This is a genomic window from [Chlorobium] sp. 445 (genome assembly GCA_002763895.1).
Classification (GTDB): Bacteria; Bacteroidota; Chlorobiia; order Chlorobiales; family Thermochlorobacteraceae; genus Thermochlorobacter.
The window spans coordinates 21,693-34,343 of sequence record NSLH01000009.1 but is presented as its reverse complement, the minus strand read 5'-3'; the positions used below and the strand labels follow the sequence as shown (position 1 = coordinate 34,343).

Annotated in this window: 12 protein-coding genes and 2 pseudogenes; 3 read left to right on the top strand and 11 right to left on the bottom strand. The window is 46.1% G+C overall.

Annotated elements, in window-relative coordinates:
* Positions 1–17: 17 nt before the first annotated feature.
* The 11 genes and pseudogenes from CMR00_05235 to CMR00_05185 all read right to left on the bottom strand — a co-directional run bounded on the left by CMR00_05235 (position 18) and on the right by CMR00_05185 (position 11,078).
* Positions 18–2,759, bottom strand: a complete 2,742-nt coding sequence (locus tag CMR00_05235; protein ID PIO48335.1) for a hypothetical protein — start codon at positions 2,757–2,759, stop codon at positions 18–20.
* A 9-nt stretch (positions 2,760–2,768) separates the two neighbouring features.
* Positions 2,769–4,330: pseudogene (locus CMR00_05230) on the bottom strand (magnesium chelatase).
* A gap of 68 nt (positions 4,331–4,398) precedes the next feature.
* Entirely contained in the window at positions 4,399–5,718 is a 1,320-nt protein-coding gene (locus CMR00_05225) for a UDP-glucose 6-dehydrogenase (GenBank protein ID PIO48334.1), read from the bottom strand.
* A gap of 5 nt (positions 5,719–5,723) precedes the next feature.
* Positions 5,724–6,413 carry a hypothetical protein gene (locus CMR00_05220; GenBank protein PIO48333.1) on the bottom strand — a complete coding sequence of 230 codons (690 nt, stop codon included), beginning with the start codon at positions 6,411–6,413 and terminating at the stop codon, positions 5,724–5,726.
* A gap of 11 nt (positions 6,414–6,424) precedes the next feature.
* Entirely contained in the window at positions 6,425–6,964 is a 540-nt protein-coding gene (locus CMR00_05215) for a hypothetical protein (protein ID PIO48332.1), read from the bottom strand.
* 465 nt (positions 6,965–7,429) lie between these two features.
* Positions 7,430–8,371 (bottom strand): annotated as a pseudogene (locus tag CMR00_05210) (chlorophyllide a reductase iron protein subunit X).
* A 33-nt stretch (positions 8,372–8,404) separates the two neighbouring features.
* Positions 8,405–8,695 (bottom strand): GTP cyclohydrolase, encoded by a 291-nt coding sequence (locus tag CMR00_05205; protein PIO48331.1) that lies wholly within the window; start codon positions 8,693–8,695, stop codon positions 8,405–8,407.
* A gap of 12 nt (positions 8,696–8,707) precedes the next feature.
* Positions 8,708–9,673 (bottom strand): chlorophyll synthesis pathway protein BchC, encoded by a 966-nt coding sequence (gene bchC / locus CMR00_05200; protein PIO48330.1) that lies wholly within the window; start codon positions 9,671–9,673, stop codon positions 8,708–8,710.
* Between the two features lie 77 nt (positions 9,674–9,750).
* A complete protein-coding gene (gene bchF / locus CMR00_05195; protein ID PIO48329.1) occupies positions 9,751–10,221 on the bottom strand; it encodes a 2-vinyl bacteriochlorophyllide hydratase in 471 nt (156 codons plus the stop codon).
* Between the two features lie 70 nt (positions 10,222–10,291).
* Entirely contained in the window at positions 10,292–10,792 is a 501-nt protein-coding gene (locus CMR00_05190) for a hypothetical protein (protein ID PIO48328.1), read from the bottom strand.
* Between the two features lie 91 nt (positions 10,793–10,883).
* Positions 10,884–11,078 (bottom strand): hypothetical protein, encoded by a 195-nt coding sequence (locus CMR00_05185; protein PIO48327.1) that lies wholly within the window; start codon positions 11,076–11,078, stop codon positions 10,884–10,886.
* A gap of 26 nt (positions 11,079–11,104) precedes the next feature.
* On the opposite strand from CMR00_05185, the gene CMR00_05180 reads away from it, so the two are divergent.
* Genes CMR00_05180 through CMR00_05170 form a run of 3 tightly spaced genes read left to right on the top strand, consistent with a single transcriptional unit; the run spans position 11,105 to position 12,649 of the window.
* Positions 11,105–11,683 (top strand): hypothetical protein, encoded by a 579-nt coding sequence (locus CMR00_05180; protein ID PIO48326.1) that lies wholly within the window; start codon positions 11,105–11,107, stop codon positions 11,681–11,683.
* Positions 11,656–11,886 carry a hypothetical protein gene (locus CMR00_05175; GenBank protein PIO48325.1) on the top strand — a complete coding sequence of 77 codons (231 nt, stop codon included), beginning with the start codon at positions 11,656–11,658 and terminating at the stop codon, positions 11,884–11,886. Before CMR00_05180 ends, CMR00_05175 begins: the two co-directional genes overlap by 28 nt.
* 7 nt (positions 11,887–11,893) lie before the next feature.
* On the top strand, positions 11,894–12,649 hold the full coding sequence (locus tag CMR00_05170) for a carboxymethylenebutenolidase (GenBank protein PIO48324.1): 756 nt from the start codon (positions 11,894–11,896) through the stop codon (positions 12,647–12,649).
* Positions 12,650–12,651 lie beyond the last annotated feature (2 nt).

The window sequence follows — 12,651 nt, the reverse complement described above, 5'->3', positions numbered from 1 at the left end:
GTGTGTAATGAAATGGCTTACAATTGTGTAGAAATAATTTTGAGTCCCTCTTTGAGTCCATGATATTGATACTGCAAATACGCAGATGTGTGATAAAAAGTATCTGAAAGATAGAACAAGACACTAAGACTGAGCACAAGCAGCAGAAAGCCTGTGAGCCAGACGACAACACGATTGACTTCTGCAACGACGGCGATACCGCGTAGGAAGCGGCTAAATGCAATAAGGAAAAGAAGGATACAAAGAAAGAGCACGACGAAATTAAATGCATTGTTTTCTAGACGATCGATAAAAGCTGCAGCAAAGACCAGTATGATCCATGGTGCTGATGCCCATGTCCAAACATGAAGCAGTTGCAGATAAGTTACTCTTGTGCGTTTGACGAGCCCGATGAGGAATTTGCTAAGCAGTGGCAAGAGCAGAGAGAAAATAAGAAAGACAAGTGCGAAGATGAGAATAGCAAAATGTGGGTGCAGTGCAAGATAGTTGATGCTTTCTTTGAGCAGAGCAGCACGAATAAAATGCGAAAGCCAAAAGTCCAAATCAGCATTCGTGCGCAAACTGTATAGAAAGGCAGCAAGAATAGATGCCCAAATCAGCGACAACAGTAAAAGTAAAGTAATGGGGTCGAAAGCAGAGTAAAGGCGCTGGTCACGAATGTCCATGTAAAGGTTTATGGGGCGCACTAGTGCGCGCTGCAAGTTTTCCTGCAAGCGCCTATTGCCATTGATGAGATAGACGAGCAAAGCAGTCAGAAAGATACTGGCAAGAATAAGTGAAGGTGAAAAGTCGCTCTTTGGGCTGCCAATTGGTGGGTTATAGACGCGCTCGCCAAGGTAGAGCGACTTGAGCATCTGAAAGCTGATTTTCTTTTCGCGCCCGAGCGTGAGAAGACCAAAAGTTGCAAGATAGGGATCGCGCGCATCGCTGCCAAGAACTGGTGCAATAGCAAGATGATAGTCGCAAAAGGTATAGACAAACCCACCTGAGACAGGCTGACTTTGTTGATAGGCTTCTTCTAACAGACGAAAGCGATCTAAAAGAAACTTAGCTTGATGTTCAAGCGAACGTGGGTCGCTGTAGCCGTTATGGTTGTCTGTCTCAGCAAGGGCACCGTAGTGAGCAATTAAAATCGGTTTTTCGGTGTTCGCCAAAGTTTTAGCAAAATCAAACTTATTCTTGAATGCATCAAAAGAGCCATTGAAGTCAGAAAAGGCAATGAAATCGGAGTATTGCCAATAAGGGCTGGGTTGCAAGGATTTTGCGGTAAAATACACAAGCCCTTGTGTGTTTGTTCTGACAAGATTTGAAAGTCCTTTCAAGTAAGCTTCAGGTGTATCAGCCAAATCTATGCCTTCCCCAAGACCGTAGCCAATCACCGAGGGGTGGAATTTTGAGCGTAAAATGCTCTCTTGCAGAGCAAGTTCAGACTGCTGCAAAAAGCCGGGTTGCACCAGCAGGCGTGAAGGCGCGTTGCGTACAGGCAGTTGAATGAACAACAAAAGACCAAGACTATCGCAGAAGTGATACCAAATCGGATTAGGCAGTTCAGTCAAGCAGATGGCGTTAACACCAGCACTACGAATCAGCATAAGATCACGCAGAATATCATCAGGTGAGAGCACATTAGCTGTTTGCTCTGTTTCTTCGCTCACATGCAATCCTTTGAGCAAAAAGGGTTTGCGGTTGAGTTGAAAGTTACCTGAGGCAAATCCAACTGTTCTGAAGCCAAGCAAGAAAGTCAGGTCGTCGAGCGTATCGCCAGTTGAAGTGAGAAGTTCAAGGTGCAAGCTGTAGCGTGTAGGTGACGTTGGTTGCCAGAGTTTCGCATTGAGAATCTGGAAAGATGATGGAGCACGAATTACTTGGTTGCTTGCAGCATCGAATTGTGCAAGCTGAACTTTGTCGCTGACTTTCAGCGTATCGAGGAAGAGTTGACCATAAGCCACAACACGCTTTCTGCCTATAGAATCCACGGCAAGGCTATAGCCACGCAAGTCAAACTGTTTAACGCTTACCGTAAGGTCGAGCTTGACGGTAACTTGTGTATCAGGAAGCGCTGCTGGTGTTCTTTGAAGCGGCATGATTAGGGTATCAGAGACGTGATAGCGGAAATCAACATCATCAAAACGAATCGGTGAAGTGGCAACAAGATAGAGATTGCGGAAAAGCCCTGCGAAATTTTGCTTGTCATAGGCTTGGGGACTGAGTGGAAAAGCGTTGGGCACATTGAGGCGGCTGTCACAAATGATTTTGAGGGTATTCTCTGCGCCAAATCGCAACATTTCGCTGGGAATGTCTATCTTGAAAGGCGCACCGCCAACGGTCTGAGCCCCAACAAACTGATCATTAAAAAAAATCTCGCAGCGTGTGCCCATGCCTTCACTGACGAGCATCAGAGCACGGGATTCAAATGCTTTCGGCAGCATCATAACTTTTTCAAAGGTAACTTTGCCTGAAAAACTAAAGGCGGACGGCACATTGATTTCACTTTCAAGACCGCTGGGCAGTTTGACTTTCCACTTACCGACAAGTGAGAGTATTTGGCGTGTCTGGCTTTGTGGATAAGCGCGAATCGAAGCTGGTGTAATCGCACGGTTCTCAAAGAACGTGTAGACCTGCGCCGAAAGTGGAGGCGTAAAAAGAACGGTAAAGAGAAGTAGAAAGAATGATTTCACGAGAAAGTGATTGATTTTTGAGTTCAGAATTGTTTCCTTAATGCTTGCTGCTGTCAAAGAATCTTTATGTGACTGCCTCATCCTTGGATATCAAACATTCCAAAATTCTCTATCAAGGCTGCGATATTGAATGGCTTGAATGAGGTGTTTCATCTCTATGCGCGGCGAGCCATCAAGATCGGCAATCGTGCGGCTGACTTTTAGAATGCGATCATGCGCGCGCGCTGAAAGATTTAAGCGCTTCATGCTGTCAAGCAGGCGCTGTTCACTTTTTTCATCGAGCGCACAAAACTCTTTAATGAGCTTGGTATTCATCTGTGCATTGCAAAATATGGATTGTGCATGATAGTCTTTGAATCGCCGCTGCTGAATTTCTCGCGCTTTGATGACACGCTCACGAATAACTTCAGAACGTTCACCGGATTCTTTTGAAAGCAGGGCACGATGATCGACCTTTGGTACATCAATGTGAATGTCAATGCGATCCAAAAGCGGTCCTGAAATTCTAGAAAGATATCGCTGAATCTGTTGCGGCGTGGCTGTCAGGTTCCCATTTTCGTCGCGCAGTGCACCTGCAGGGCTGGGATTCATGGCAGCAACAAGCATAAAACTTGCAGGATACTTGATAGAAAGCGCAGCACGTGAGACCGTTACTTCACGATCTTCGAGCGGTTGACGCATCACTTCAAGCGTAGCTCGAGCAAATTCAGGCAGTTCGTCTAAGAAAAGTACGCCATTATGCGCAAGACTAACTTCACCGGGCTTAGCTTGATTGCCGCCACCTATGAGAGCCACACTGCTGCTGGTATGATGTGGACTGCGAAAGGGACGCTGTGTGAGAAGTGCAGCGCCCGGTGGTAAAAGTCCAGCGACAGAATAAATTTTTGTGGTCTCTAAGGCTTCTTCAAAAAGCATAGGCGGCAGAATGCTGGGTAGGGCTTTGGCAAGCATGGTTTTCCCGCTGCCGGGTGGACCAATCATGATGATGTTATGTCCACCTGCTGCCGCAATTTCCATGGCAAGTTTTGCATCTTGCTGCCCTTTAATGTCTGCAAAATCAACACTGTATGTCGCTCGTGAGGTAAGGTAATCGTCAAGGTTAATCGAAGTTGGTGCAAAGCGATCGGGTTCGTTGAGTAAATCAATTGTCTCTTTGAGTGAAGAGACGCCATAGATGCGCAAGCTAGAGGAGAGTGCGGCGGCAGCCACAGCAGCTTCATTGGCGTTTTTTCTTTTGGCACAATCATGCGTGAAAAATTGTCGCGTGCCGCCATCACCGCGATAGGAAGTGCACCAGAGACACGGCGTAAGGCGCCATCGAGCGCAAGTTCACCAAGCAAAAGTACACCCTTGAGCACCTCTAAACTAACGACGCCCATGCAAGCTAGCACACCAATCGCAATAGGCAAATCAAATGCTGTACCTTCTTTACGCACATCTGCAGGTGCAAGATTGACCGTGATTTTTCTGGGCGGTACACTAAACCCTGAATTTTTCAATGCAGTCAACACGCGCTCACGGCTTTCCTTGATAGCGCTATCGGGCAAGCCAACCACGATGAACGATGGCAAGCCACTATCTAAGTTCGTCTCAATATCGATTTTAATGGCATCAACGCCCAGCGCCGCCGCCGATGAAAGTTGCGAGAGCATATCACGCGTGCGTAGATGATGAAAAGTTGCAAATGGCGCAAGGTATGCGTGCATACTGCAAAATACGCTCAGTCCACAATAGGACGACCAATGCTGTAATACTCAAAGCCTAACTGCTTGATTTTGTGTGGATCATATACATTGCGTCCATCGAAAATGACTTTACCACGCAGGTAAGATTTAATCTTTTGGAAGTCAGGGTTGCGAAATTCGTTCCATTCGGTAACAATAATCAGCGCATCAGCATCTACGAGTGCGTCATAGTCTTTTGCGACAAAAGTAATTTTACCTTCATAAATTCTGCGTGCATTGTCCATAGCTTCGGGGTCAAAGGCAGCGATGCTGGCACCACGCTTCAAAAGTTCATCAATGATAACAAGCGATGGTGCCTCGCGAATGTCATCGGTGTTCGGCTTGAAGGAAAGTCCCCAAAGCGCAAATCTCTTGCCTTTGAGGTTTTGTGCGCCGCCAAAATGCTTTTCAATTTTTTCAATCAAAATGCGCTTTTGCAAGTCATTGACCTGCTCAACGGATTTCATAATTTTCAAGTCATAGCCATATTCTTCTGCGGTTTTGATAAGCGCTTTAACATCTTTGGGAAAGCAACTGCCGCCATAGCCGACACCGGCATAAAGAAATTGCTTGCCGATGCGCGAATCGGTACCAATGCCGCGCCGCACTGCATCAACATTAGCGCCAACTCTATCGCAGAGATTTGAGATTTCATTCATAAATGAAATTTTCAGCGCAAGCATGGCATTAGCAGCATATTTGGTGAGTTCTGCGCTGCGTTCATCCATCACAAGAATAGGGTTGCCTTGCCTGACAAAGGGCTCATAGAGTTGCTTCATGACCTCAATTGCACGTGGTGATGAACTGCCAATAATTACGCGCTCTGGCTTAAGAAAGTCATCAACAGCCACACCTTCGCGCAAAAATTCAGGGTTACTGACCACATCAAACTCACACTTGGCGTTTTCAGCAATTACAGCACGTACTTTTTCTGCAGTGCCAACAGGTACCGTAGATTTATCCACAATGATTTTGTAAGACCGAATGAGCTTGCCGATCTCATGAGCTACACCAAGCACATACCTTAAATCGGCAGAGCCATCTTCACCTTGCGGTGTAGGCAGGGCAAGAAAAATAAGATCAGTGGCTTGGACCGCATCAGCAAGGCTTGTCGTAAAACGCAATCGACCTTCGCGCAGGTTGCGTTTGAAGAGCACTTCTAAGCCGGGCTCAAAAATTGTAATCTTACCAGCAGAAAGCTGCTTGACTTTCTCTTCATTGGTGTCGACGCAGATAACTTCATTGCCTGTTTCAGCAAAGCAAGTGCCCGCTACAAGTCCAACATACCCCGTGCCAACGACAGAAATTTTGAACATGTGCGTTAGAGTCTAAGTTTTTTTTGAAATGCCAAAGATACAAAAAAGTGCATGCCTTTTTCAGGGGCTAATCGATGATTTCTTTTTGAAGTGCCCTGTGCAGAGCGTGACCAAGTGAAGGTTATTTCGGGGCAAGTTTGCGTTGCAAGGCGCCAGCAAGATAAGCGTTTTTTATCTTTGATGCGCTCGTAGCACATCATAGCAGAATCACGCTCACCAAGTTCATAGTAACACACACCAAGACTGAAATATGCTTCGGCATTGAGTGAATCTAAGGCGAGTGCACGTTGGTAGGGAGCAATGGCTTCACGGAATTTTTTCATCTTGACATAGACATTGCCAATGTTGCGGTGAGCATCAAAACTTTGCGGGGTGAGCGCAGCAAGTTTCTCAAAAGCCCAAAGTGCATCTGCATAACGCTCGAGCTGAAAAGCCATCACACCGAGCGTTACCAATGTGGAGGTATCGGTCGGATTGAGTTCAATAGCTTTTTGAAAGGCGCCAATGGCTTTTTCATACTCTCCGAGTGAAGCATATGCCGCTCCAAGGCGCGTAAAGAGTTTCGGATTGTTCGGAGTGTATTTTACGGTCTCCTGCAAATTCTGGATATCCTCTCGTGCTTTGGCTTTGGGGTCGTTACATGAGAGTGCAAAGAGCGCAGAGAGTATAACGAAACACGACTTTGCTAACTTCATCTGAGACACAATTACAAAAGGTGAGAAAGTTGTTCAGCCAGCGGACTATTCAGCGATTGAAGGCGATGGTATTGCTCGTGCACACCGTGTCGGTTCCCAGTGCGGTAGTGAAGAAAGCCGAGAGCAAGATGGGCTTCTTCGAAATTAGGTTGAAGTGCAAGTGCATTTTGAAAGGCGCGCATTGCGTCATCGTTCTTGCCAGCATCATCGAAGGCGTTGCCTAAGTAGAACTGAATTTCCGCAGAATGAGGATTAAGTTCTGCAGCCTTTGAGAGTGCAGCGATAGCTTGCTCGAAATTGCCAAGTTGAAGTTCAGCGATACCCAAGCCGATAAGAGCAGGTTCAAAATCAGGTTTAAGCTCAAGGATAGCACGGTAAGCACGAGAGGCTTCAGCAAATCGACTGCGTGCAGCAAACGCTTCAGCAAGAGTATAGTGTGCTTGGATATCTTCAGGCTGCTCAGTGCACTGGCGCTCAAGTGCGGCAAGTTCTTCAGAGTCTTTAAGTGACTGGCTAACAAGTTGCTTTAGGGTATCGTCGTATTGCTGCATCGCTTAAAAATGTTTGACTTCAAAGGAAAGTATGCTAAGCCGAAATTTAATGCACGTCTTCGCTGAAAAAAGTTCCTTTAAATGTTGGCGCGCATTGCTTAAGTACGCTTCAATTTCTTGTCTATCAAGATGCTGCTCGATGGAAATCTCGTCAATACTTTTGTGCTTGATTTCATAGAGTGTGATAAGGTCGCGCTCAACGCGTGGCAACTTTTCGATGCAGGCAAGCAGACGCTCATGATCTGTTTTGGGTGCCCGTTTGGGTTGAGAGGTTTGAGACAAAACAGGCTTGATAGCACCATAACGCTTGGCAGCCATAGGTGGAAGTTTTGTTGGACGAGAAGCTGGAGCGATAAATTCGTCGGTTTGCGGCAGCGAATCGGCATTAGAACCGATAGCGACTTTATCGCCGAGTTGATTGCGCTCAGGCGGCAAGTTCGATAAATCAATCGGAATCGGTTTCTGAGAGTTGCTCATTGCAGAAGCGGCACTTTCGCCTGCATTGACAAGTGCGTGAGCATCAAGGTTAAGGTTTGTAGCAAGTTTAAGATCGCTTAGGTGTGCAGGTTCAGGTTTGCGTGTATCAACCTCTCCAAAGAGTGACATGAACTCGTTGTAGCTCAAGCCGCGCGCTTCACAGTATGGAATTTCACGGTTCCAGATGCGCTGGCAAAGGTCAGCAAACTTTTCTTGAATCTCTGGCAGGCGAATTGCCACGTCAAATGAATCGGCAATATCGCGTGCGGCTGAACTATAAGGCAGATTCATAATAATGTTGATGCCTGCCGCTTTCGCATAGCGCTCTGCGATGCCACTGCCATCATCACGGTTGACAATCAAGCCAAGTAAGCGAGAACTGCCACCAACGGTCTTGAAATAATTATTTGCCATGCAAATGTTGTTTGCGGCAAAAATTGATTGTCGGTCATTAGAGACGACCAGAATGACTTCTTCGCACAACGAGCGTGCAAGTGGTGTGGCAAAACCGCCGCAGACCACATCGCCAAGAAAATCCATTAGAATAACATCCAAATCCCATCTGAAAAGCCCAAGCCGTTCCAAGACATCAAAGCCAGAGATAATGCCACGTCCACCGCAGCCGCGCCCAACTTCTGGACCGCCAAGTTCAATACCAAAAACAGGTTGTGGAAAGCCGTCTAACTGCCGCTTGAAGACAATATCCTCGAGTTGGACTTTTTCGTGCGTTTGAGTCTTCTGACCAAAGACTTCCGTAACTGTGGGGAGAGAAATACCGCCAAAAAGTGAGGTTGTAGAGTCGTGCTTCGGATCGCATCCGATTTGCAACACGCGCTTGTTCATCAGCGCAAACATGGCCGTCAAGTTCGTGGTGATAAAGCTTTTGCCGATACCGCCTTTACCGTAAATCGCAATGCTACGCGCTGGCATAGTTTTCTCCTTTTTTCAACAAGTTAAGACTGTTTATTGCTTCAAGAATACCTCAAAGCCTGCTGCATATTTGGCAGGCAAGAACTCAATGACTTGGTAAGTAGCCACGCCATTGAGAATGTATGGGTCTTGGCGCACGATATCTTCGAGCTGCTCACGCGACGCAAGATGTGAAATCAAGACGCCGCCTGTAGGTGGATTTTGCCGACCCGAGACAACAAAATGCCCTGCGGCATATTCCTTGTCCAAAAAGGCTAGATGTGCACTGCGAAAGACATCGACCTCTTCAAGAGCTTTCGAGTATGTATAAAGCACAACAAACATCTTTGCTAGATTTTATTCGGGCTTCCAAGAAAGTGCGAGCTTAAGGCAATTGCTGTCGTAGAATGCTGTTTCATATGCCTTTGCGAGACCATTCCATGCGGAGCTGTAGTGCGTAAAGATGCGCTTAAAATCAATCACTTTATTAGCCATAATCGCAAGCGTACGGTCTAAGTCACCAAGTGCCCATTGCTTAGCGGCTAAAATTTTGATTTCTTTCATAAACGCGAAGTGATAGGCCAAATCAATGCGCTCATAGTAGCCGCCAAGAACAAGTGTTCCATTCATTTTGAGAAACCTAAGGCTATCTTCAATCGCTTTCATTGAGCCAGTGCAATCAATCACGACATCAAAGAGCATAGAGCCTAAGGCGTCTTCGAGCGAAGTATGGGCGACATTGATGCGCAAATGTGCAGATGATTTGGAAAGCCGAAAATCGCTTAGGTCAGTGGCAGCAACCAAGTCTGCGTTGAAGAGTTTTGCAAAGTCGCAAACCAGCAGCCCTACGGCGCCTTCACCAAGCACGAGGATGCGTTTATCGGTTACTGCGGCTAAATCAACAATGTGCAAGGCAGTAGCGGCAAGTGGGAGTGCAAGTCCTAACGAAACATCCTCAAGCATATCGAGGCGTGTGGTTTTGTGGTAGGGTGAGACCACATACTGCGAGGCACCACCAAACGCAGCATTGACATCAGTGTAGCCAAAGGAACCTGACACATAGACAAACTTACCTAAGTATTCCTCAGGGACGTTGCTGCCAATTTTGATAACTTTACCAACAGTTTCATAGCCGGGAATGACGGGGTATTCGGTCATCTGCATTTTGGGCAAGCGCCCCATGAACAGCATTTTCTCTGTGCCAGCACTGATGGAGGTCCAAAAAGTCTCTACTAAGACGTCACTGGGCTCAAGATCGCGCAAATTGACGTCGCGCAACTCCAGATGCTCAGGCGCAGTGAAAACAACCGCCTTCGACTTCATAGCTATTCTCCTTTACTACTTTTACTTCTAAAAACTTCTTTTGCACTTGGTCTGCCAAGTGTCAGGACAGCCTGACATTAAACCAGACCTTGGGCTTTCAAGCGCCGCTCATTGCGTTTTTCTAGCCAGACACGCACAAGATATTGCAGCGCATTGATCACATAACTCAAATATGCAGCGAAAGCTGACCAAATCAAAACATCAGTTGAATAGTTGAAATAAGCCAAGACAAAGTATGAGAAATGAACAATGATGGCAATTGTGCTACCTACATCTTCCCAAAAAAACTCTGGTGAATAAACCCAGATGCCGAAAACTTCCTTTTCCCAGATGGCGCCCGTAACAAAAAGCAGCACTAAAAAAAGCGTCTTGACCAAAACCCCAATCGTAACAAGCGAAAAATCATGAATGATACCTTGATAATAGAGCAATGTAATGACAAAGCCGACAATGAAGACAACAAATTGAATCGGAGCTAAGATGAACTGAACTTTGGTCCAAATTGAAGAGTTACGAATACGTAATTGCTCTGGTGTGTAGCGAGGCATAAAAAATGTCTCTCCTTTCTCAAGTAATACTAAGAGTAAATCTAATACAACACGACACGACTTGCAAAACTTAGTGCGTGAGTTCTTCAATTATGTGCTGGTGCTGTGGATAGCTTGCCATAAGTATCTGACGCTGGGCAAGTTCAAAATCAGCAAAATCAAAACCGGGCGCAACGCTGCAGCCAACCAGCGCAAACGAATCTGGTGCAGTAACTTTTGCACCAAACCAACAGCCTGCAGGTACAACAGCCTGAAATACTTCACCATCCATAAGATGACGACCAAGCCTATGCGTCTGTAGCATGCCATCGGGCGTAATCACATAGAGCTGTAGCGGTGAGCCCTCATAAAAGTGCCAAATTTCATCTGAACGTATGCGGTGGAGAGCAGAAAAATCTGAACTGCGCAAAAGAAAATAAATTGAGGTAGCAAAGCATCGATCTCCTGAAAAGCGTTCTGGCAACGCATGGTGTGGCAGAAATTCGCTGGAGCGATAAACTTCACGAAAAAATCCGCCCTCTGGATGCGGTTGTAAGCCCAGCGATTGAATGAGCAATTGAGCTGTAAGCATAACGCAGAGTGAATGTCAAATAATGTAAAAAAGAAAAGCGCCCAAGTGCAAAACATAGCATTGAGCGCTGCAAAATCAAAAGCTAAGAGCGTTAGCCTTCTTTTTCTTTCTTCTTGGTCTTTTTCTTTGCTTTCTTGCTCATGTCTGGTTTTTCTTCTGATTTCTTTTCAGTTGAGTCGGAAACCAGCGCAGGGTTATCGCTCTTGAAGATAAAAGCATTTGAAGAGCTGGTTACAGCAAAAAGTGCAAAGCAGCCGATGACAACAGCAAAAAGTATGCGTTTCATATTTTTTTTCAGCGCGCAGTGGTGCAATGGAGTGTAAAAATAAAAAAGTAAAAACAATGCAGCAATATCTTCACAATTTGATAACCTTAATGCTCATCTGGGGGCTTTGCATTGGCTTGGGGTTTGAGGTAGTCTATGCACAAGAAAGGGAAAGTTGCACATTAGGCTATCTTGCAATGCCAAAAGTGCACTCGGCAGCAGCGGTGGTGTTCTTGCACGATAATTACGGTTTAGACTCTTGGACAAAGTCGCTGTGCGATTTGCTGGCGTGCGAAGGCTTCAACGTGTTGGCGGTGGATTTGTATCGCACGAGAGTGCCGCAAGATTTTATGGAAGCCCATGAACTCGAGCGCGCTTTGCCTGAATCAGAAGCGCAGCAGAGCATGGCGGCAGCGGTGAAGTTTCTCAAAGAAGATTTGAAAGTCCAGCGCGTAGGCATGGTGGGCGTGGCAATGGGAGGCACTTTCGCCTTAGATTTTGTTGCAAATAGAGCAGGGCGAGATATTGCGGCTTTAGTCGTAAATTATGCAGCGTTACCTACTGAGACAGAAAAAATAAAAACCTTGTCTGCCCTGTTATGGCGCACTTTGGCGAAAACGATGTAGGCATAGACCAAACAAGCGTTTTACGATTTACACAGATGCTAAAAGCGCATAACAAAGCCGTAGATGTGAAAGTCTATCCTGGAGCTGCTTTTGGCTTTCTACGTCCGACAACCGATAGCTATCACGCTGAAAGTGCAGCTGATGCGTGGGCACGCACGATACGCTTTCTCAAAACACACTTGCAAAGTAGACCCAAACCATAAATTCATCATGCACAGACGAGCCTTTTTGCTCCTGCTTGTACTGCTTATAGCAGCAATTCCACTTCAAGCAAAAGTGGTATCAAAAACTGTTACCTATAAGTCGGGCAGCGATGATGTTTCTGCTTATTTAGCTATGCCTGAAGAGAAAGGCAAGTATCCCGCTGTCATTATGATTCATGAGTGGTGGGGCTTGAACGATTGGATAAAAGATATGGCAAATGCTTTGGCGAGCGAAGGCTACGTGGTGTTAGCTGTAGATCTCTATCGTGGAAAAGTTGCCTCAAAACCGGATGAAGCCGGCGCACTAATGAACGGATTACCGAAAGACCGTGCCACAATGGATTTGAAGAGCGCTTATGACTACTTGAAAACTTTACCTGAAGTCGATATTGCTAAAGTTGGAACGATTGGCTGGTGTATGGGTGGGTCGTATTCGCTGCTGGCAGCAAAGGAGTTAGGCGAAAAACTCACGGCTTGCGTTATTAACTACGGACGTGTAAGCGGCGACAAAAACGAGCTGCGCGCTGTCAAAGCCAGTGTGCTGGGCATTTTTGGTGCGCAGGATAGAGGCATCCCTGTTGAAAACGTCAAGGCTTTTGAAGCAGCACTCAAAGAACTTGGTCAGAGTGTGGAGCTAAAAATCTATACTAACTCTGGACATGCGTTTATGAACCCAAATAACACAAGAGGGTATAACAAAACTGATGCAGAGGATGCTTGGAAAAATACGCTGGACTTTCTCAAAAGAACTCTAAAATCATAACA

Coding starts and splice junctions, on each gene's coding strand:
- CMR00_05170 (PIO48324.1), top strand. CDS start 11,894: ATGCACAGACGAGCCTTTTTGCTCCTGCTTGTACTGCTTATAGCAGCA.
- CMR00_05220 (PIO48333.1), bottom strand. CDS start 6,413: ATGAAGTTAGCAAAGTCGTGTTTCGTTATACTCTCTGCGCTCTTTGCA.
- CMR00_05215 (PIO48332.1), bottom strand. CDS start 6,964: ATGCAGCAATACGACGATACCCTAAAGCAACTTGTTAGCCAGTCACTT.
- CMR00_05175 (PIO48325.1), top strand. CDS start 11,656: ATGGCGCACTTTGGCGAAAACGATGTAGGCATAGACCAAACAAGCGTT.
- CMR00_05225 (PIO48334.1), bottom strand. CDS start 5,718: ATGTTCAAAATTTCTGTCGTTGGCACGGGGTATGTTGGACTTGTAGCG.
- CMR00_05180 (PIO48326.1), top strand. CDS start 11,105: ATGGAGTGTAAAAATAAAAAAGTAAAAACAATGCAGCAATATCTTCAC.
- CMR00_05235 (PIO48335.1), bottom strand. CDS start 2,759: ATGAGGCAGTCACATAAAGATTCTTTGACAGCAGCAAGCATTAAGGAA.
- CMR00_05185 (PIO48327.1), bottom strand. CDS start 11,078: ATGAAACGCATACTTTTTGCTGTTGTCATCGGCTGCTTTGCACTTTTT.
- bchC (PIO48330.1), bottom strand. CDS start 9,673: ATGAAGTCGAAGGCGGTTGTTTTCACTGCGCCTGAGCATCTGGAGTTG.
- CMR00_05190 (PIO48328.1), bottom strand. CDS start 10,792: ATGCTTACAGCTCAATTGCTCATTCAATCGCTGGGCTTACAACCGCAT.
- bchF (PIO48329.1), bottom strand. CDS start 10,221: ATGCCTCGCTACACACCAGAGCAATTACGTATTCGTAACTCTTCAATT.
- CMR00_05205 (PIO48331.1), bottom strand. CDS start 8,695: ATGTTTGTTGTGCTTTATACATACTCGAAAGCTCTTGAAGAGGTCGAT.